Origin of the sequence: Gimesia alba (genome assembly GCF_007744675.1) — a bacterium.
Classification (GTDB): Bacteria; Planctomycetota; Planctomycetia; order Planctomycetales; family Planctomycetaceae; genus Gimesia; species Gimesia alba.
On record NZ_CP036269.1, the window covers coordinates 4,943,102 to 4,965,620 of the forward strand.

The following is a 22,519-nucleotide window of genomic DNA, read 5'->3' on the forward strand; positions in this document are numbered from 1 at the left end:
ATAGAAGCCATCTGTTCAAGAAAATAATGCTGTTTATCTCCGTCCGTTTTCTGCATTTGCGTACGATTACTGATATGGACCATTCATTGGAATCACAACCAGACACAGCAGCAGCCCCGGGACCGGTCCCGAATGAGCAGTTTGTCTCATTACTGGCCCGGCACCACAGCCTGATTCGTGGTTTTATTGGAACGCTGCTGCCTCACCAGACCGACGCCGAAGATGTTTTTCAGCAAACGTGCCTGGTTTTGTGGAGAAAATGGAATACCTTTGACTCAGCACAAAGCTTTTCGTCCTGGGCCTGCGGAATTGCCTTTTATGAAGTCAAAAACTTTCAACGGGTCCAGAGTCGGGATCGGCTCTATTTTTCTGACGAAGTGCTGTCACTCATCGCAGAGCACCAGACAAACACACTTCCCGAAACCGATCAGCAAAAACAGGCACTCGAAGACTGCATCCAGAAACTGGAAGGCGAAAACAGACAGCTCATCCTGGATTGTTACCACAGTCAACGCACGATCAAAGAAGTCGCCGCACAACTGGGGCGATCCAGCGATGCGATTTATAAAAAGCTCTCCCGCTTACGACTGCGACTGATGGACTGCGTTCGTCAGTCCCTCCCTTCAGTGGAGGCAGGCTCATGAAAAAAACGACTCTTCAGAATCACCAACTGATCCAATTGATCGATGCGTTCCTGCAAGGGGACATCACTCCGCAAGAACATGCGGAGTTGGAACGACAGTTGAAAGAAGATCCCGAGCAGCGACAGCTTTACGTGGATTACATGCGCGTGCATGTGGGACTCTCAACCTGGGCGACGGAAACGAATGAGTCTGAAGACTGGATTCCCCATCCCACGCAGCCAGAACAACATACAAAATTAGGAACTCCCCGCTTTCTGCTGCTATTAGTAACTTCACTCGTGGCGGCGACACTCTTGCTCTCTCTGGCCTACTACGCCGGCTGGAATACCGGTTCAGGCCATGAACCGTTGATCGCAGAAACTCCGGTGTCCCAACCGGAGTCCGAAACGAATGTGCCGAAAACCGATCACATCGCTTTATTAACGCAAGCCGTCGGTGTGGAGTGGGATACACCCCGCAATCTGCAACCAGGCGCCGGATTATCCGCAGGCTGGTTGAAACTGAAACGCGGCACGATTCAGGTAGAACTGATCAGCGGTGCTTCGGTCCTCATCGAAGGCCCCGCCGCGTTCGAATTGATTTCTCCACTCAAAGCCTTTTGTCAGTATGGTAAAGTCCGGGCTTCCGTTCCCGAACAGGCGCAGGGTTTTACGATTGAAACGTCGCGATTGAACGTCGTCGATCTGGGAACCGAATTCACGCTCTCTCTTGATGCGACCGGCAACGGACAGGTGCAGGTCATAGACGGCGAAGTGGAACTGCATTCTCCCGATCAAAAAACGACTCGCCCCAATATTCAGAATTTAAAAACTGGGGAAGGCGTGCAGTTTGATCAACGGGGTTCGATCAATCGTTTAACTGACGTGATCCTGCCACTGCTCAATCCGGAAGAACTCTCGCATCTGGCAGAACAACAGCAGGCACAGCAATTCACCCGCTGGCAGGAACAGAATGCCGCTCTTAAAACCGATCCGTCCTTGATCGCCTATTACGACTTTGAAGAATCCTCAAACTGGTTACGCACACTCAAGAATAAAAAACATGATGCGTCTTCCGCCGATGGCGCGATCGTGGGCTGCCAATGGACGTCAGGCCGCTGGCCGCAGAAACGGGCATTGGAATTCAAACGGACCAGCGATCGCGTGCGGCTGCATGTTCCGGGCGAATATGAGTCACTGACACTAATGGCCTGGGTCCGCATTGAAGGTTTCGACCGCTGGCTCAGCTCGCTCATGCTCACCGATGGCTACAACGCGGGCAATCCGCACTGGCAGCTCAGTGATAAAGGCGAAATCATTCTCGGCGTCAAAACCGGCCCCGGCAAGAACTTTTTCTCGCCCGTCGTCCTGCAACCCACAGACCTCGGCCGCTGGATTCATCTAGCGACCGTTTATGATCATCGGAATAAAGAAGTCGTGCACTATCTGGATGGCGTTCCCGTCAGCCATCATAAAATTGAAAACCCGATTCCGCTGGTGATTGGACCTGCCGAAATCGGCAACTGGCGACCGCAAGAACACACGGGCGAACATTCCATCCGAAGTTTAAACGGCCGCCTGGATGAATTTGCGTTATTCGGACGGGCCTTATCGGCAGAAGAAATTTTGAAGTTGTATCAGTCCGGAAAACCCAATTCCTGATTGATTTCTCAACGAATTTGTTGTGACATATAGATTAACCATACTCACTCCCTGAAATCTCACCTGACTTTACATTCAAGACGACGAGGCTTTGATGCGGAATTCGACAAGCGCGCTCATACTGTTGGTCGGTATCCTGTTACCCGTTTCTCTCTCTGCAGCAGAAAAGAAACCTGCCCTTCCACCCGACCATGCGAAACGCATGCAACAGGGACTGGAGCTCTTCAAAAAAGAAGTGCGGCCGCTGTTAGTTGAAAAATGTCTTAAATGTCATGGCGGCAAATCAGTCAAAGGGGACTTCGATCTTTCCAACCGCAAATTCCTGCTCGACAGTGGCATGATCGAAAAGACGGGGAAAGCGAGCTACCTGATGGCGCTGGTTGAGCACCGCGAAGAACCCTATATGCCGCTCAAGGAAAAGAAACTCTCTGAGAAGGAAATCGCCAGTCTGTCCAAGTGGATCGATCTGGGCGCCCCTTATGATAAACCTCTCGCAACATCGGATAAAGCGAACTCAGGTAAACTGGTGGTCACAGACGACGACCGAAAGTTCTGGTCGTTTCAACCTCTGAGTTCTCCCTCCGTCCCGAAAGACAAACATCAATCCTGGCGCCAGAATGACATCGATGCCTTTATTCTCGCAAAGCAGGAAGAAAAAGGACTGGCGCCGAACGATCCTGTCAGCAAGCGGTCCTATATCCGCCGCGCGTATTTTGATTTAATCGGCCTCCCCCCGACTCCGGCCGAAGTCGATGAATTTCTTGCCGACCAGTCTCCCGATGCTTACGAAAATCTGATTGACCGGTTACTGGCCAGCCCGCGTTACGGCGAACGCTGGGCCCGGCACTGGCTGGACATCGCCCGTTTCGCCGAGAGTCATGGCTTCGAGCACGACTACGATCGCAACTTTGCCTATCACTATCGGGACTTTGTGATCAAAGCGTTGAATCAGGATATGCCCTACGATCAGTTTGTGAAATGGCAGTTAGCCGGCGATGAGATTGCCCCCGATGATCCGCTGGCGCTCATGGCAACCGGATTCCTAGGCGCAGGCGTGTTCCCCACACAGATCACCGCCAACGAAGTCGAGCGCACCCGCTATGATGCGTTGGACGATATGTTGAATACGACCGGTCTGGCGATGCTGGGACTAAGCGTGGGATGTGCGCGGTGTCACGATCATAAGTTTGATCCAATTGGCAGTGAAGACTATTACCGCATGCTGTCCACATTCACAACGACCGTCCGCACGGAAATTGAAATCGATTTGGACCCTGAAAAATACAAACGGGACAAAGCCCAATTTGATCTGGCACACGCGCCGCTGGTCAAAGCGTTGCAGGAATATGAAACCAGCCAGATCAAGCCGAAGTTTGCCGACTGGCTGAAACAGGGAAAGGTCGATGCGGCGCAACTTGATGAATGGATTGTGCCCCATGTCGTCAGCCACAGTTCAAAAGGGAAAGCCCGTTTCGAAACGCTGGAAGATGGTTCGGTGCTGGTTAGTGGCCCCAATATCAATCAGGATCAGTACACGTTTAAACTGCGAACCAATGTCACGCCGATCCGTTCGATTCGTCTCGAAACGTTAAGCCATCGCTCTTTACCGAAACAGGGGCCGGGCCGGGCAGTGAACGGCAACTTCTCTCTCACCGCATTTAAAGTCAAAGCGAAATCCCTTACGGACAAAAAGGGAGCCGCGAAAGACGTCAAACTGACCAATGCCCGAGCGACTCATGAACAGAACAAGACCACACTTTCAGCCGCGAGTGCCATTGACGGGCAATACGGTTCCGGCTGGGCCGTCGATTTAGGAGGCATCGGGAAAGATCAGGCAATCGTGTTCGACCTGGAATCACCTCTGGAAGTGAAAGGCGAAACCGAGCTGACCATTACCATATCGTTCACAAACAATGTGAATCACAGCATCGGTCGCCCGCGTTTTTCGGTCAGCAACTCCAGCTCTCCTACAGTGAAAACAGGAACCGGCAGTCCCGAGCAACTTTCTCAAGCGCTGCAACTGGTAGAACAGGGACACCCGGAAAAACTGACCGACGCGCAAAAGCAGATTCTCGAACGCCGCTTTCGTGAGCAGGATTCCCAATGGGTCGCCTTGTCTACAAAAGTCAATCAACATCTCAAAACGGAACCTCAGCCAGCTTTGACGAAAGTCATGATCTGCAGCGAAGGACCGGACATCAAACCGGTGCGGCATCATACGCAAGGCAAAGATTTCTTTGACGAAACGTATTTTCTTACTCGCGGAGACACGGAGCAAAAAGGGGACGTTGCCCAACAAGGCTTCCTGCAGGTATTGATGCGATCGCCTCAACAGGAAAAAGCCTGGATCGAAGCCCCTCCCAAATCGGCGACGACCTCGTACCGCCGCACGTCACTGGCGAACTGGATGACAGACACCAAACAGGGTGCGGGTGCATTACTGGCCCGTGTGATGGTCAACCGGGTCTGGCAGCACCATATCGGCAGCGGAATTGTCGCGACTCCCAACGACTTCGGCCTGCAGGGAGAGCGACCGACTCATCCGGAACTGCTCGATTATTTAGCCAATCAGCTCATTCAGCACGGCTGGCATCTGAAACCGTTACATAAGCAGATCATGCTGAGTGCGACCTACCGGCAGTCCACCTACTTTGATGAACAAAAATCAAAACTCGATCCAGAAAACAAACTGCACTGGCGCCGTTCGCCTCAAAGACTGGAAGGCGAAGCCATTCGCGATTCCATTCTCTATATCGGCAGCCGACTTGATCCCACCATGTACGGGCCGGGAACGCTACAACAAGACAGCCAGCGTCGCAGCATCTATTTCAAAATCAAACGCAGCAAGCTTATTCCCATGATGCAGCTGTTTGATGCTCCCGAAGCGTTAGTCAGCATCGGACAGCGTTCCAGCACTACGATTGCACCACAGGCACTGCTGTTTATGAATGCCAAATTCATTCGGGAAAGTGCCAGGTCGTTTGCAAAACGGGTTCAACAGCAGCATCCAGATTCACTCGAGAAATCGATTGAAGCCGCCTATCAAATCGCTCTGGGACGTGCCCCTACTGCCAGTGAATCCGCGGTTTCTCTGGCGTTCATTCAACAACATCAAAAGTCATATGCAGCCGAAAAGCTGCCTGAGCCAACCTTGCTGGCGCTGACCGATTTCACACACGCGTTATTAAGCACCAACGAATTTGTTTATCCAAACTGAAATCGATAATTGACTCTAAAGAGTATCAACAAAATAAATCACCCAACATTTTTCATTGGGGAAGTAAAATGACACAATCTTATTCAGAACTACCGGCAGTCTCCTTAAACCAACTCCTGGCACGACGGCAGTTACTCAAACGAGCTGGCGGTGGTTTGGGTACGTTGGGTCTGCTCAGCCTGTTACAGCAGGAAGGCGTTTTGGAAACCGCCGATGCCGCTCCGTCAATGAAAGCAATCAATCCCCTGGCTCCAAAGCCGACTCATATGCCGGCAAAAGCGAAGGCCGTCATCTGGCTATTCATAAACGGGGGGCCGAGCCACGTTGATACCTGGGACTACAAACCAGAACTCGAAAAACGGGACGGCGTCGCGCTGGAAGGTTTCGATAACAAAACCGGGTTCTTCCAGAACGCTGTCGGCCCCTTGATGAAAAGTCCGTTTCAATTCAAACAGCATGGCGAATCGGGAAAATGGGTCTCGGATATTTTCCCCAATTTGTCTCAGCATGTGGACAAGATGGCCTTCATTCATTCCGGGCATACGGAATCGAACAATCACAGCCCCGCGTTATTCATGATGAATTGTGGCGTTCCCAAAATGGGGCATCCTTGTGTTGGTTCGTGGGTCACTTATGGTTTAGGCTCCGAAAGCAACAGCCTGCCGGCGTTCGTGGTGATGTCAGACCCGCTCGGTAGAGGACTTCCCAAAGGACATAGCCTGAACTGGGGCGCCGGTTTTCTGCCCAGCGTTTTCCAAGGCACTTATCTCAGGCCAACAGGCGAACCGATTGATAATCTTCAGCCTCCTTCTGTCCTCACCGAAAAAGGACGGCAGCGTTCACAGCTTGACCTGCTCAAATCTTTGAATCGCCAGCACCTTCAACAGAATGAAGGCGACCAGGAATTGGCAGCACGGATTGAAAGTTTTGAACTCGCTTATCGCATGCAGAGCGCCGCACCCGAAGCGCTGGATATTTCTCGAGAACCGAAACACCTGCAGGAACAATACGGCATCGGCACCAAAAAGTGCGAACACTTCGCGAAACAATGTCTGATTGCCCGACGGATGGTCGAGCGCGGCACCCGCTTCGTACAGATTTATTCAGGCGGTATGGAAAACCAGCGGAGCTGGGATGGTCACTCTGATATCAAAGGCAATCACAGTGGATTCGCCGCGGAAACAGACCAGCCCATCGCCGCATTACTGGCTGACCTGGAATCGCGGGGGTTACTCAACGAAACGCTGGTCATCTGGGGTGGTGAATTCGGCCGCCTGCCGATCGCACAGAAAGGCGCGAATCCCGGTCGTGACCATAACCCGCATGCCTTCACCACCTGGATGGCAGGCGGCGGTGTGAAAGCGGGCACCACCTATGGCGCCACCGATGAAATCGGCTTCAAAGCCGCCGAGGATAAAGTGCACGTGAATGACTTACACGCCACCATTTTAAGACTGCTGGGTATGGATCACGAAAAACTGACGTATCTCTACAGTGGGCGACGATACCGGCTGACTGATGTCGGCGGGCATGTGATTGACAAAATCATCGCTTAGGATTCTGGTTCCGACTGTTTGAATTTGCGACGATACTCGGACGGCGAGACGCCCATCAGATTCACAAACTGTTTGGTGAAATAACTCTGGTCATAAAAACCAGATTCGAGTGCGATTTCGGAAATCCGTTTTTCCGTCCGCGTCAACGACTGGCAGGCGGCGTTGATTCGCACACGCAAAATATATTTTTGAGGCGTGATCTGATACAGCTTTTTGAATTTACGATCCAACTGGCTGACGGATAAATAGATCAAATCGGCCAGATCCGAAATCTGTATCCGTTCATGATAATGTTCGAGCACATAGGCAATGACTTTATCCAATTCCTGATACGACTGGAATTCAGTACCCGCGACTTTAATATCACGTAAGACTCCCGCGACGCCGATCACCTTACCGCCGTCTCCAAACAAAGGGATCTTGCTGCAGAGATACCATTTTAAATTTCCGCTCCGATCGGGAATCAGCCAAACCTGATTGGCGAGCGGAGCCGCGGATTCCATCACGCGTTTGTCTTCGGCGACATACTGCTGCGCTAAATCCTTTGGATGAATATCGAAGTCGGTCTTGCCGATGATGTCTTCTTCTTTAGGAATCGCGCGAACGTCCATCCAGGTGCGACTGATTTTGATAAACCGGCCTTCCGAATCCTTCGCAAAAAAATACGCGTCCGGAATATAATTGAATAACTCTTCCAGATGGAGCTTGTGATCCAGCCGTTTGATGAAATCGTTCCGAAATTGTTGCGAATCAGTCATGCGTAAATAATACAAATTTATGCGTGTTTTCTACAAGACGACGTTGATCTGACCATCTACTATATGCGAAAATAAACGAATAAGGATTTTCTTGCGCATCATCGGAATGGATGCCTTTGAATTCGCTCTACTAAATCATAATACAAGATCGACCTGAAACGGTCTGTTCTGTTTTTAAAATCATCATCTTGGGGTGCATTATGCTGAAGTTTACTGGTCAGGGAACGGCACATACCTGTAGTGGAGTCACACGCAGAGACTTCCTGCAAGTCGGCACACTGGGTGCGATGGGACTCTCTTTACCCCAATATCTGGAAGCCAAAGACCAGGGGCTGGTCGACAAAAAGAACGATAACCGTTCGGCGATTATGATCTTTAATCTGGGTGCCCCCAGCCAATTGGATACTTTCGATATGAAACCGGATGCCCCGGCGGAAATTCGAGGTCCCTTTAAACCAATCGACACTGCATCCCCTGAGATCAATATTTCTGAAATCCTGCCCCTGCATGCGAAAGTCGCTGACAAATTTTCGCTGGTCCGTTCCTGTTATCACACCGCAGCCGCCGTCCATGATGCCGGCTGGCAGATGATGCAGACCGGTCGCCTGTTTACCGGCGGAATCAATACCCCACATATTGGTTCGGTCGTTGATTATCTTCGCGGTCGTCGAACAGATCTGCCTGCGAATGTCGTCCTGCCTGAAACAATGGGCCGGGGTGGTGGAAATCTACCCAATGGTCAAGCGGGTGGATTTCTAGGAAAAGCCCACGATCCGTTCGCACTGATGGCAGACCCGTCTAAACCGAACTTCAAAGTGCCCGATATGCTGCCTCCCAAAGAGATCGGGACGGCCCGCCTGGAACGACGTAAGAAAATCCGCGACGTTGTGGATAATACGATCGACTATTTTGAATCCACCGAAGATGCCAAGCTGTTAAATGGTAATTTCCATTCCGCCTACCGCCTGATGACCAGTAAAGAAGCCCGTGAAGCCTTTGATCTGGCGAAAGAACCAAACAAGGTCCGGGAACGTTACGGCATGAATCGTTTCGGTCAGTGCTGTCTGCTGGCCCGTCGGCTGGTGGAATCGGGTGTGCGTTTTGTGACCATCAATACGTTTCTGACCGTCTTCAATGAAGTCACCTGGGACATTCACGGTTCCAAACCGTTTACTTCCATTGAAGGCATGAAAAACATTGTGGCTCCGATGTACGATCAGGCCTATAGTGCATTGATCGAAGATCTTTACGATCGGGGCATGCTCGACGAAACACTGGTCTGCAACGTGGCTGAGTTTGGTCGCACCCCGAAAGTCAATCCCGCCGGCGGTCGAGATCACTGGCCTCAATGTTTCACCACCTACTTTGCCGGTGGCGGTGTGCAAGGCGGACGTGTTGTCGGCAGCAGTGACCCCATCGGCGGTGTTCCCGCGGATCACCCTGTTTCTCCCGGTGATCTGGCAGCAACCGTTTATCACAGCCTCGGCTTCGATTTGCATACCGTACTGCCCGGTCCTTCAGGCCGCCCCTTCCCACTGGTTGATGTGGGCAAGCATGAAATCCGCGAGCTGTTTTAACAACAGATCATCAGCTCGGTTGAACCGCTGATGTTAATATAAATCACGATTTTACCAAATCGGACAGGGAGTCTGCCCCATACTCCTGAAATCATTCCCGTTACGTCATCACTCAAAGCAAACTATCCCAACACTAAAGAGAAGTGCTCTATGTTTCCTGCCAGACGAGTCACACGCTTCACACTATTTTTGATTTTGACCGGACTGCTTTCTCCCGGCTTACACTCGGGCTCTCTTCGTGCTGCGGATGCTGTTGAAAAAATCGTCCTGCTTCCGGAAACGATTCACCTCTCCGGCAAAGAAGCGCGGCATGGCGTTTCGATTCAGAAAATCAACCAGGACGCTGAAATTGCGGGGCCAGTCACGGCGGAATCCCAACTTTCATCCAGCAATCCGGCCGTCGCTAAAATCGAAGGCCAGACCGTTGTTCCCGTTGCAAACGGAACGGCTGTCATCACTGCAACGCTGGGAAAACTGAAGACGAGCAGTCAGGTCAATGTCACAGGCATCGACAAACCGCATCAATGGAGTTTCCGAAATGATGTGCAGCCCGTCTTAACCAAAGCAGCCTGTAATTCCGGTCCCTGCCATGGGGCTCTTGCCGGCAAAGGAGGTTTTCGTTTGTCATTGAAAGCCTATGATGTTAAAGGAGACTTTCATACGATCGTGAAACAGTCACGCGGACGCCGAATTGAACTGTCCGACCCGGCACGCAGTCTGTTTCTGATCAAACCAACGGGCGCGGTTCCTCACAAAGGGGGCGTGCGTTTCGAAACCGACTCACCCGAATACCGTATTCTGTCGGAATGGATTGCGCAAGGTGCTCCTGCTCCCGCTGAAACCGATCCGGTTATCGAACGCCTGGAAGTCCTGCCGGCCCGCTCCATCCTGACAAAAGGACAAACGCAAAATCTGCTCGTGCAGGCACACTATTCCGATCAGTCAGTGCGCGATGTGACACAGTGGACCGCGTTTTCTTCGGTCAATGAAAGTGTGGCATCCGTTGACGAGCGGGGAACGGTCAAAGTCACCGGTTTTGGAGAAGGAGCGATTGTCTGTAATTTCTCCAGTAAAATCGCCATCTCCAAAATCACGTCACCTTACGAACAGAAAATCGATCTCGCCCTGTATGCTCAGTCGCCGAAACACAATTTCATCGATGAGCTGGTGATTAAACAGTTAAAACGGTTGAACCTCCCCCCTTCTCCTCAATCGAATGACGCCGACTTTATCCGCAGAGCCTTTATCGACACCATCGGTACGCTACCCAAACCAGAAGAAGTCGAAGCATTTGTCGCTGACAAAAATCCCGACAAGCGAAATAAACTGATTGACCAACTGCTGGATCGCCCGGAGTTTGTCGATTACTGGACTTACAAATGGTCGGATCTGCTACTGGTAAATGGAGCCCTGATTCGCCCACAGGCGGTAAAAGCCTATCATGAGTGGATTCACTCGCATGTGAAGCAAAATACTCCCTGGGATCAGATGGTGCGGGAATTGATCACCGCGCAAGGCAGCAGTATCGAAAATGGTGCCACGAATTTTTATGCGATCCATCAGGATCCGGAATCGATGACGGAAAATGTCAGTCAGGCGTTTCTGGGTCTGGCGATCGGGTGTGCGAAATGCCATAACCATCCGCTGGAGAAATGGACAAACAATCAATACTATGCGATGGCGAATTTCTTTTCTCGCGTCCGCGCCAAAGGCTGGGGCGGCAGTCAGAGTTCAGGAGATGGTATCCGAACCCTATTCGTGGCGACCGAAGGAGATCTGGTGCAACCTTTAACGGGCAAACCCCAACCGCCGACTCCACTGGATGGAAAACCGATCGACATCAATGCCCCGGAAGACCGCCGCGTTTATCTGGCCAACTGGTTGACTTCGAAAGAGAATCACTTATTCAGCCGTTCTATTACCAACCGTGTCTGGGCCAACTTCTTTGGAGTGGGCCTTGTGGAATCGGTGGATGACATGCGGGAATCGAATCCTGCCAGCAATGAGGAATTACTGGCCGCTACGTCTGACTATCTGGTTCAGCAGCAGTTTGATTTAAAGGCGCTGATGAAAGTCATTCTGCAATCGGCTGCGTACCAACGCAGCAGCCAGCCGCTACCGGAAAACAAGGATGAAAAGCGATTTTACTCACGGTATTATCCCCGCCGCATGATGGCGGAAGTTTTGCTCGATGCCATTTCGCAAGTCACAGAAGTGCCTGACGAATTCACACAATATTTTGAGCCGAGTCCGCAAAAAACAGACTTTTACCCCAAAGGGACGCGGGCGATTCAGCTTTATGATTCTTCTGTGATTTCCTACTTCCTGAAAACCTTCGGCCGGAACGAACGGATGATTACCTGTGAATGCGAACGGACCGAAGAACCCACGATGGTACAGGTCCTGCACCTTTCGAACGGTGATACGATCAACGACAAGCTCAAAGCCAAAGAGAGTCGTGTCACGAAACTGCTGGACGCCAAAAAATCAGACAAGGAATTGATTGCCGACATTTACATGCTCTGCCTGTCTCGCAAGCCGACACAAAAAGAGGAAACCGAACTGACGAAACTGCTGGCAGAAACGCCACAGGCAGAAAAACGTCAGGCTGTCGAAGACTTGTTCTGGGGCATTCTGAGCAGCCGCGAGTTTCTGTTTAACCACTAACGCTTTCAGACAGACTCATTAATTATCATACACACTTTTATATACAGCTGACTTGAGGTCATCGATGTTACAACTCCTGTCAAAAACCATCCTGCTTTGCTCACTCATTCTGTTGATCTTCCCGGCAGATTCTCTGCAGGCCGCCGAAACGCAGATTGATTACTCAAAACAGATCGCCCCTCTGTTTCGAAAATATTGTGAAGGCTGCCACAGTGTCGATGATGCCGAAGGAAAATTCGCCATCGATTCCTATGCCGGTCTGCTCAAAGGGGGGAAACATGGTCCCGCAGTTCTCCCGGGTGACAGCAAGAGCAGCCGTCTAATTCGCATGATCACGGGTGAAGCCAAACCAGTGATGCCGCCGGAAGACAGTGGAGAGAAACTTACTTCCCGGGAAATCACATTACTGACGGAGTGGGTTAAGCAGGGAGCGAAAGGGCCTTCCGGGAAGACTCCGGCCCGCAGAGAATTGATGGTGCCTGAAATCGCACCGTCAAAAACAGTTCCCAAACCCATTGCCTCGCTGGCCTGGTCACCGACCAACGATTTCATTGCCATTGCCCGTTATTCTGAAGTCGATCTACTCTCGGGAGCCTCGAACAAAATTGTTCGCACGATCAAAGGCCTCCCGGGCAAGGTGAATTCCGTTCGCTTCAGCCCGGATGGACAATGGTTGATCACTTCCTCGGGAACCACAGGTTTATTCGGCCAGGCTGACATCTGGGATGTGGCCACTGGCAAGAAACTGAAAGAATTTGTTGGTCATCGAGACGTATTGTACGCCGCTCAGATCAGTCCAGATAAAAAAACGCTGGCGACGGGTAGCTACGATCAGAACATTATTCTGTGGGATATAGCGACAGGAAAACAGATTCGTTCGCTGACGGGCCACAATGGGGCCGTCTTTGATCTGGCATTCAGCCCGGACAGTACCACACTCGCCAGTGCCTCCGCCGACTCCACTGTCAAAGTCTGGCAGGTCGCAACCGGCAATCGTCTGGATACCCGCAGCCAGCCACTCAAGGAACAGGTCACAGTCTCCTTCAGTCCCGATGGTAACTCGATTCTGGCTGCTGGTGCGGACAATCGAATTCGTAAATGGAAATTTGTTTCTCGTAAATCTGCAAAAATCAATCCTCTGATTTATGCCCGGTTTGCCCATGAAAATCCAGTGATTCAAATCATACATTCTCCTGATGGAAAACTGCTGGGGTCGATTTCTGATGACCTTTCTCTAAAGATCTGGGATGCGAATCAGCTTCAGCTCTTACATGTGATCGAAAATCTGCCCACCATTCCGACCTCCGTTGCGTTTTCCCCTGATTCTAATACATCGATTGTCGGTTTCAGCAATGGACTCTTAAAACGATTCCCACTCCCGGCCACGCTTTCCGCACCGACTGGAAAACAGCAAGTCGCGAAAACAGATGCAACGACTTCCCCACTTCGTAAAGACACTCCCCAAGTAATTCAGATCAAAGAAGTAGAGCCCAATAACCAACCTGCCCAGGCAACGGTTTTAACATCTCCCGCGATTGTCGCCAGCGGTGTGATTGAGTCTACTCAACAAAACAAAGCAGACGTGGATCTGTACCGCTTTGAATCCAAAGCGGGGCAAGAATGGCTCATTGAAACCAATGCCGCTCGTAAAAAATCTAAACTCGACTCCAAAATTGAAGTCCTGAATGCAGAAGGAAATCAGACTCCACGTATCTTACTGCAGGCTGTCCGCGATTCCTATTTTACCTTTCGCGGAAAAGACTCAAATATTCTGAACGATTTCCGAATTCAAAACTGGCAGGAGATGGAATTAAACGAATACCTGTATGCGAATGGCGAAGTCGTCAAACTCTGGCTCTATCCGCGTGGTCCCGATTCAGGCTTCAACGTCTATCCCGGTAGCGGCGGTAAGCGCTATACTTACTTTGGAACCAGCCCAATTACGCACGCACTGCACGAACCGTGTTATATCGTCGAACCACATCCGGTCGGAACCGAGTTACCTCCTAACGGTCTGCCTGTTTTCACTGTTTATTATGAGAACAACGATGACGGCCGCCGCGAACTGGGCGATGATTCGCGATTGATCTTCAAAGCCCCGAAAGACGGCGTCTACTATGTGCGTGTTTCAGATGTCCGTAGCTTTCAGGGAAAAGACTTTCATTACGAATTGACGGTTCGTCCCCGGAAACCTGATTTTAAAGTCACACTGAAAGGAGCCAACCCCAAAGTCAACGCGGGCAGCGGTAAAGAATTTGAAGTGGTCGCCCAGCGGTTGGATGGCTTTGATGGACCGATTCAAGTTGATCTTTCCGACGTGCCACCCGGGTTTCATGTGACCAGTCCAATCATCATTCAAGCCGGTCATGATCGTGCTTACGGCGTTATTTCTGCTGATCCGATTGCAGAGTCTGAAGGTCCACTGGTCGCAACGCGACCCGACGATGCCCGTTATACTCCGATCAAAGTAACCGCGATCGCCACCATCGCAGGAGTGAAACAAACCCATGCAGTGAATTCCCTGGGAACGGTCCAACTGCTTCCAAGACCGAAGTTAATCATTCGTATGGTGTCGCTGGAAATCAATCCAATAACCGTAGCCGGCGACAACCTGGAGCAAATTCCGGACAAGCCGCTGGAGCTGACCATCCATCCTGGAGAAACTATTGCCGCAAAGGTGCTACTGTTACGAAACGGTTACAACGGTGTGGTCAGTTTTGGTCGTGAGTATGCGGGACGTAATCTGCCGCACGGAGTCTACGTGGACAATATCGGCTTGAACGGCCTGTTGCTGCTGGATAATCAAAACGAACGAACCTTTTACCTGACCGCTGCCAAGTGGGTGCCTGAGACAACACGACTGTTCCATTTGCAAGCCGCCCAGGATGGAAAACAGACTTCCATTCCTGTGTTACTGCATGTCAAACAGAGAGATAAGCTGGCCGCAAGTTCGAAATAAAATGTTAACCGGGCAAGTCATGTTAACACGTGACAGGTACGCTTTATTTGACTAACGGCTGCGATGGATTCGAACTCAAATCCGGCTGGGGTGCGTGAGGATAGGCAACGGGTTGATAACGAATCGCCAGCTCTGGCGTTTTCAGTTTTTTACCGTCCAGAAAGCGTGAGGTTAAAGTCCGATCGAGAATGCCGCTAGTTAAGATGGTCCGCTCGACGGGATAGCTGGGACGGCCTGTGTGAATCATGCTTTCGATGCTTTTTAACAGATACGCAAAATGCGGATGGGCGGGCTCGGTTCGCTCTTCAAACTGAGTGGCCACAGGTTTCGCTTGCCCTTTGAGCTTCAACGCCACTGAAGTACGATTCACGGACTGCAGCATGAACAGTACTCCCAGAAACCCGTCGTTGTACTTGAAGAGAAACAGCCCGGCATCTGAATCGTCACGAACATCTCCCTGCCTGACTTTCGGAACCGCTGCCAGCGCAGCATTAAAGACATCCTGGGAAACGAGTCCTTCATCGAGGACGTTCCACATGGCGTCCCCTTCTAAATATTGCACCCATTCCACGCCGCTTTCTGCTCCCCGGCGTCGCTCGACCAGACACTGAAAACACTCGAGTGCATGAAAGCCATATCGGTCGAGCTCAGAATAGCCGATTCCGACCGCTGACTCGATCTCAGTTCCCAGTGGTAACTTGAGTTCTGGTTTCCGGTATGTCAAAGGTAATGACGAACCAGCCATGAAAGGAACTTTCAACTCCTGAGCACGATCATACATCCATTTTGCATCAACCCAGACGGGGCCGGGATGTTTGTCATTAAACACCGGCACCACGCGGTGGTATTTCTGAAAGGTATCAGTAATCTCTTTGAAAAAACGCCGACGTGGATAAAGCTGCTGCCCCTTGGAATTTAAGGGGTAGTCCCCATGTTCGCCGATACTGATGACGCCATCCACAGGAATTCGATCACTGCCAACAGTAACCGCTTTTTCAATCGTATCAAAGATCGGCACGTTATATTTTGCCGCCATCTGACGAGACATGTCCCGATCGGAAACCTGATCTACATACAATGAGGAAAGCTTCAGCGCCGGCCCTGCTCCGCCGTCCTGTTTCCAGCCCTCCAGAATTTTCCCAATCAACACATCGGCGTGAGTTTTGGGTTCATAAATGGATACCACCGCTGCGACCGACTTCGCTTTGACTGGCTCTGTAATGTTGGCTCTTGCATGTTGAACAGTGGCTCCACTGGCGACGGCTGCTGCGCCGGCCAACCAGTCTCTGCGAGTCATCAACTGAGGATTCTTCATGGTTCACTTTAGCCCTTATCGGATTCAAGTTGTTGACTCAAAGACCGAAATGCTCCCCTTCTTGCGCAGAAAACGGGATCGCCTGGAGTCAGCTTAATACTACGACCGCATGATTGATCGCATGCGAACCGACTAAATTCCTGGGAAGCGTTTGATGATTTTCAAATCGCTTCCACAGGAATCAAATTCTTATCCAGAACTAGTCCTTTTTCTTAAACAACTCATGATCAGGATTTCCCCCTGATCGCAAGTAGGCCAACAGGTCCAACGCTTCCTCTTTGGTCAACGTATCAACGAGGCCTGTGGGCATCATCGACGACTTGGAAGGCATCATTTCTTCCACCGTATCCCGGTTGACGCTGGTCAAATTGCTGGGGTTCGCCATATCGGTCAGCACCATCAAATTTTTACCATGCAAATTGATGACGCGTCCGTTCACCACTCGACCATCATCGAGAAGAAACATGGTTGAAGCGTATTGATCGGAAATCACTTTGGAAGGCTCAATGATTGACTCCAGCAGATTCTGTGCATTGAAGCGACCACCGGCTCCGGTGAGATCCGGTCCAATTGTTCCGCCTTCACCGGCGAAGCGATGACATTTGAAACACGTGCCAGCGGCAAACATTTCCCGCCCCCGCTCAAAGTTTCGCTGAACCTTATCGGTATTGGCTGCATTCAAGAGTTCATCGACGGTCCACTTTTTGACAAAAGGTCGTGGCGGTCCTTGTGCAATGGGCTCCGCTTTTTCCAGATTCACTTCCAGAACTGGTTTCAGGGTTTCCTTCTCGGCATCAGTCAGTGTTTTAATTGCCTCCGCGCGAATATTCACGAGGAATTTATTGAATGACATGCCCCCTTTGTGAGCCGTTGATTTTAAGTACCACTCAAAATATTTCTTACGCAGATCATCATTCCAGCCAGTCGTCAGACTGCTGAGTACTTTTGCATAATGAATCTGTTCTTCCTGAGTCAGTGCTTTATCCTGCAGTTCCAGGGTGCGTTCAATGACCTTGGGAGCATTCAGATAAACCAGAACCTGACTTAGCTCACGGTTCATGAACGAATTCTGAGCCGGATAAGCGCCGTTAATTTGTGCGAGCACTTCTTTGCGTTCTTTTTCCGTTGGTTCTCCTAATCGAATGAATACGAGCTGGTACAACCGCAGTAAATCCATTTTCTGTGTCTGGCTTAAGGCATTCCAGTCGAGGCTCTTCAACCGGTTAATTAACGGCGTTTTAAACCCTGGTTTGCCGTTTCGGGCTAAGGCGATGCCGGCGTTGATCAGCGTTGCGGGATCTTTTTCTAACAGAACACAGTTCTGCCATTGTTCCACAGGCTGATGCTCCAGTGCGATGCGTGCGGCATAGCGAATATGTCGATCAGCGTGCCCCAGGTAAGGCCAGACGGAATAGACAATGGATTCATCCCGTTGCGAGTGAAATGCTTCGAGATCGCGACGCAATTCCCGAAGGGCTGCTAGCTGATCCGGTTTCGGTTCTGCGGGAGCCGTTGATTCTTTTCCGGTGTAAGTAATCCGGTATAAGCCAGACTGTGTCTTACGACCGCCAATTGTAAAATAAAACGCGCCATCGACAGGATTGACTACCAGATCCGTTACAGGAAGCGGTGTGGCGGACGCAAATTTTTCGTATGTTGCAACATAGGAAGCACCTTGCGGCTTCATATGTACGGCGTAAATAATTCCATAGCTCCAGTCAGAAATGAACAATGCTTCCTGATATTTTGCGGGAAATTTCGTGCCAGTTCCGAAGACGATCCCCGTTGGTGATCCCTGACCGATATTTACAATCGCAGGTAGACTGTCAGGATAATAGTCGGGCCATTTTCCGGTACCGGAGCGCCAGCCGAATTCACTTCCACTGGTCACATGATTCACACGAGTCGGACGATACCAAGGCGAACCCACGTCCCACTCCATATCGGCATCATAAGTAAATAATTCTCCTTCAGGGTTGAAGGCGATGTCATACTCGTTTCGGAACCCAATACTGACGACTTCAAATTCTTTTCCTTCAGGATCGGTACGACAGATCCAGCCACCCGGTGCCAGTTTACCGGCGGCATGGCCGCGGGCATCCCAGAGTCGAGGCAGGAGTAAGTCTTCATCCCAGTTCTGGGGCACGACCGATTTTTCGGGAGCAGGCAAATCAGTATGGTTACCGGCGGCGATATACAGTGACTTTTTATCAGGCGAAAGAATAATTGCATGCGGCCCGTGTTCGCCTGCCCCTTTGATTTCTCTCAGGAATTTGACTTCATCAAACTGATCGTCACCATTCGTATCTTTCAGACGGTATAAGCCGGAAGGACGTTCCTTGCCACCATTCACAACTGCGTACAGACTATCAAACGCATACAGTAAGCCGTGTGCCATCCCCATATCAACGGGTAGCTTTTCAACTTTTGTATCGTTGACTTGAGAACCAATTTTGGCAGGAGTAATCCGGTAGAGGTCGCCGTATTGATCCGAGGCAATCAGCCGTCCTTTGGGATCAATGGTCATACTGACCCAGGAACCCTGCACATCGGTAGGAACGGAATACAGCAGTTCGATTTTGAATCCTGGCAGCAATTTAATTTGATCGACGGGAGTGGCTGATGCTGAAGCAGGAGGCTCGGTATCTTCCAGTGAAATTGATTCGATTTCGACCAAACCTTTTCGACTGGCAGGATCAATCCGCAGGCCCGTCAATTCTGAATCTGCATAAAAAACAAATGCCAGATCCTGCCATTTGTTATTATTATTGTTTCTTGTCTGGAACTTTTCTGAACGGGAATCGGAATATGCATTTTGCTTCTGCGTTTTCCAGTAGATCTCCCCCTTTAATCTATGAGCAGACCGCACTCGCAGTTTGACTTTCTTCCAGCCGGCAGGAGATTTGAGATCGCGGCCAAAATGAGGATCTTTGCCTGTGCTGTGAACCTGGAGTGCGTCATCTTTCACATCTAAAGTACAATCTGTATAGGCAGTCCAACCATGGTCACTGCCCGTGAAGGTCCACTTCTGGTTCGACTGCGATTGACTGGCGTCGTCTGCCATTAACGACTGTGAGACCAGTACCGCACTAACGGCAATGGATAAAGTTTTGAGTGCTTGAATCACGTTGCTGCCCCTGCTCCGATGTCAAATGGAAAATGAAATAATACCGAATTGTCGTGTTGGGTTGGCCTGATCGATCTTTCGAAACGGGAATGCCTCATTTCGCCTTAATCTGAAAACAGGACGGGGTTCCTGGTGCTGGAACCCGGATCACCAAATATCGCTATCTTGCATAATAACAGTTGGTTGATGCATTGAAAACTGGACTGTATTCATTTTTATTTATTTGATTTCTATCAGGTAAGCTCGATATTTCTACGAAATCATTGCATCATATAACTAAGTCAATCATCATATTATTTTCAATCACATCTGATCTTCTGCACAACATACAAACAAGGAGCCTCACTTGATGACTTGTCGTGAATTGATTCGGAATGGCCGCTTTTTAGCAACATTATTAAGTATCTCATTCCTCTTTGCGGGCTGTAATCAGCAAAAAGGCAATGAGAGTTCTGACGCAACAGGTTCAAAATCTGCAGAAAAAAATGATGTGGCCTTTGTCACAAATGGGATCGCTTCGTTCTGGGTGATTGCACAGAAAGGCGCAGAAAAAGCGGGAGAGGATCTGGATGTGAATGTAGAAGTTCGCATGCCTCCCAAAGGTGTCACCGATCAAAAAAGAATGGTGCAGGAACTTTTAGCGCAAGGCATTGATGGAATCGCCATTAGCCCGATCGACCCTGATAATCAGAATGATCTGTTACAGGAAATCGCTGACAACTCCATTCTGGTCACACAGGATTCCGATGCACCAGAGAGTCCGCGGCAATGTTATATTGGCATGGACAACTACAAAGCGGGCCGCATGTGTGGTGAACTGGTCAAGGAAGCGCTGCCCGATGGCGGTGAAATCATGCTGTTTGTCGGACGACTGGGACAAGCCAATGCGAAGCTAAGACGGCAAGGAGTCATCGATGAATTGATGGATCGCTCGCATGATAACACACGCTATGATGAGCCGGGAAAAGTCATCAAAAACGAGAAATACACGATCCTGGATACACGTCTGGACGATTTTGATTTCCCACAAGCGAAAGCCAATGCTCAGGATGCGATTGCCAATAACCCCGACCTGAAAGGTATGGTTGGTCTGTTTGCTTACAATCCTCCGCTGTGTTTAGAAGCGATTCGTGATGCCGGGAAACTGAATGAGATTAAAGTCATTTCATTCGATGAAGATGAAACCAGTCTACAAGGGATCGTTGACGGGACTGTCGAAGGAACCGTCGTTCAGAATCCTTACCAGTACGGATATGAATCGGTTCGTGTTCTGAACGCGCTTGCCAACGGCGACAAATCTGTCATACCAGAAAATAAAATCATTCATATTCCTGCTCGCAAAATCACCAAAGACAATGTGAAAGAGTTCTGGGCTGAGCTGAAATCTCTGATCGGTGATACCGATCAAACAAAGAACGGCAAATCTGAGTTAGAGAAAACAGAAACTAAAACATCTACCGAAAAACAGAAAGATGCTAAGGCGGATGAGTAATTCCAGTTCGGCTCACTCAGCTCCGCTTCTGAAAGTACAGAAGATTTCCAAGCAGTTCCCAGGTGTGAAAGCTTTGAGTCAGGTCAGTCTGACTTTAGGTCACGGGGAAGTACTGGCATTGATCGGGGAAAACGGAGCCGGTAAAAGCACCTTGATGAAGATTCTGGCAGGTGTCCAACCCCCGGATTCCGGAACCCTGTTGATCAACGGAAAACGCATCTCGAATTCCAGCGTAGAGGATGCCCTCGAGTGTGGGATCGCTTTAATTCATCAGGAATTAAACCTCTGTGAAAATCTGGATATTGCAGCGAATATTTTCCTGGGGCGTGAACCTAATTCGAGCGGCATCATTCGTCAGAAGCAAACATACCTCGAATCGGAAAAACTGCTGAAACGTGTGGGGTTAAATGTTTCGCCTTATACACTGGTGGGGAGCCTGACGGTTGGGCAGCAGCAAATGGTCGAGATTGCCAAAGCGCTGTCGATTAATGCCCGAATTCTGATTATGGATGAGCCGACCTCGTCTTTGTCTCTGCATGAATCGGAAGCTTTATTTTCTGTGATCCGGGAGTTAAAAGCACAAGGCGTCAGTATCATTTATATTTCTCACCGTCTGGGGGAAGTGAACGATCTGGCTGACCGGGTCGTTGTGCTGCGTGACGGGGAAAACGCCGGTGATCTGGATCGCGATTCGATTTCGCACGACCAGATGGTACAACTGATGGTGGGACGTAGTGTGTCCCAGTTTTTTACTCATACTCCTCACTCGCCAGGCGAGATGATTCTGGAGGTAAAAAATCTGCGGACGCCGGTAAACCCAACACACCCGATTAACTTTTCGCTCCGGAAGAATGAGATCGTTGGGATTGCGGGACTGGTTGGCGCAGGGCGAACTGAGTTGATGCAGGTTCTGTTTGGAATCGATGCCCCCCAAGGAGGAGCGATTTTCGTGAATGGTCAAGAAACGCGAATTCATTCTCCTCGGGATGCGATCAAAGCTGGCCTGGCACTGGTTCCCGAAGATCGCAAATTGCAGGGACTCGTACTGGAAATGGCGGTTCGCGAGAATATGAGTCTGGCCAGTCTCTCTCGTGATCGAAAACTGCTGGGAATGATCAATTTTTCAAAAGAGCGAGATATTTCAGAAGAAATGATCGCCGCAATGAAAATCAAGACTCCCACCGATCACCAGGTTGTTCAGTTTTTGTCAGGGGGAAACCAGCAAAAAGTCGTTTTGGGAAAGTGGCTGGCGATGAAACCGAAAGTTTTGCTGCTGGATGAACCCACACGAGGCGTGGACGTGGGTGCCAAGGAAGAGATTTATAATTTGATGAATGAGCTGGCTTCCACAGGAATGGCGGTCTTGTTCGTAAGTAGTGACCTGGAAGAAATTCGCGGCATTTCAGATCGTGTGCTGGTGATGCATGAAGGACAGCTGCCGGGAGAACTGTCTCGAGACGAACTGAGTGAAGAAGCCATCATGCAGTTGGCGACCGGACAAACAGAGAAAGCAGTGACTGCTTGAGCTAATATATTTCAAAGACAGAACAGCGCTGAAGAGTTTGAA

The 22,519-nt window shown here is 50.2% G+C and carries 12 protein-coding genes; 9 read left to right on the top strand and 3 right to left on the bottom strand.

Annotated elements, in window-relative coordinates; translation table 11 throughout:
• Positions 1-26 precede the first annotated feature (26 nt).
• From Pan241w_RS18445 to Pan241w_RS18460, 4 genes are all read left to right on the top strand, one after another.
• Positions 27-644 carry a sigma-70 family RNA polymerase sigma factor gene (locus tag Pan241w_RS18445; protein ID WP_145218676.1) on the top strand — a complete coding sequence of 206 codons (618 nt, stop codon included), beginning with the start codon at positions 27-29 and terminating at the stop codon, positions 642-644.
• Positions 641-2,284, top strand: coding sequence for a LamG domain-containing protein (locus tag Pan241w_RS18450; protein ID WP_145218678.1), 1,644 nt, complete (start codon positions 641-643; stop codon positions 2,282-2,284). Before Pan241w_RS18445 ends, Pan241w_RS18450 begins: the two co-directional genes overlap by 4 nt.
• Positions 2,285-2,378: 94 nt before the next feature.
• The gene (locus tag Pan241w_RS29455; RefSeq protein WP_198000011.1) at positions 2,379-5,501 is read left to right on the top strand and encodes a DUF1549 and DUF1553 domain-containing protein; all 3,123 of its coding nucleotides are present in this window, start codon (positions 2,379-2,381) and stop codon (positions 5,499-5,501) included.
• A 68-nt stretch (positions 5,502-5,569) separates the two neighbouring features.
• Entirely contained in the window at positions 5,570-7,057 is a 1,488-nt protein-coding gene (locus Pan241w_RS18460; RefSeq protein WP_145218680.1) for a DUF1501 domain-containing protein, read from the top strand.
• Here Pan241w_RS18460 and Pan241w_RS18465 read toward each other — a convergent pair.
• Entirely contained in the window at positions 7,054-7,815 is a 762-nt protein-coding gene (locus tag Pan241w_RS18465; RefSeq protein WP_145218682.1) for an AraC family transcriptional regulator, read from the bottom strand. The genes Pan241w_RS18460 and Pan241w_RS18465 overlap by 4 nt on opposite strands.
• A 200-nt stretch (positions 7,816-8,015) precedes the next feature.
• On the opposite strand from Pan241w_RS18465, the gene Pan241w_RS18470 reads away from it, so the two are divergent.
• The 3 genes from Pan241w_RS18470 to Pan241w_RS18480 all read left to right on the top strand — a co-directional run bounded on the left by Pan241w_RS18470 (position 8,016) and on the right by Pan241w_RS18480 (position 15,018).
• Complete coding sequence (locus tag Pan241w_RS18470) at positions 8,016-9,392, top strand: DUF1501 domain-containing protein (protein WP_145218685.1); 1,377 nt, start codon at positions 8,016-8,018, stop codon at positions 9,390-9,392.
• Between the two features lie 150 nt (positions 9,393-9,542).
• Positions 9,543-12,059, top strand: a complete 2,517-nt coding sequence (locus Pan241w_RS18475) for a DUF1549 domain-containing protein (RefSeq protein ID WP_145218687.1) — start codon at positions 9,543-9,545, stop codon at positions 12,057-12,059.
• A gap of 64 nt (positions 12,060-12,123) precedes the next feature.
• Positions 12,124-15,018, top strand: a complete 2,895-nt coding sequence (locus Pan241w_RS18480) for a c-type cytochrome domain-containing protein (RefSeq protein ID WP_145218688.1) — start codon at positions 12,124-12,126, stop codon at positions 15,016-15,018.
• A 43-nt stretch (positions 15,019-15,061) separates the two neighbouring features.
• Here Pan241w_RS18480 and Pan241w_RS18485 read toward each other — a convergent pair whose 3' ends face one another.
• Together Pan241w_RS18485 and Pan241w_RS18490 are read right to left on the bottom strand one after the other, a co-directional pair.
• Entirely contained in the window at positions 15,062-16,333 is a 1,272-nt protein-coding gene (locus tag Pan241w_RS18485; RefSeq protein ID WP_232107190.1) for a hypothetical protein, read from the bottom strand.
• Positions 16,334-16,532: 199 nt separating this feature from the next.
• Complete coding sequence (locus tag Pan241w_RS18490) at positions 16,533-19,460, bottom strand: c-type cytochrome (protein WP_145218690.1); 2,928 nt, start codon at positions 19,458-19,460, stop codon at positions 16,533-16,535.
• Between the two features lie 349 nt (positions 19,461-19,809).
• Between Pan241w_RS18490 and Pan241w_RS18495 the strand changes: the two genes are divergently transcribed.
• Positions 19,810-20,952 (top strand): sugar-binding protein, encoded by a 1,143-nt coding sequence (locus Pan241w_RS18495; RefSeq protein ID WP_232107191.1) that lies wholly within the window; start codon positions 19,810-19,812, stop codon positions 20,950-20,952.
• Entirely contained in the window at positions 20,945-22,477 is a 1,533-nt protein-coding gene (locus Pan241w_RS18500; RefSeq protein ID WP_145218694.1) for a sugar ABC transporter ATP-binding protein, read from the top strand. The genes Pan241w_RS18495 and Pan241w_RS18500 overlap by 8 nt, the downstream gene beginning before the upstream one ends.
• The last annotated feature ends 42 nt before the right edge of the window (positions 22,478-22,519 follow it).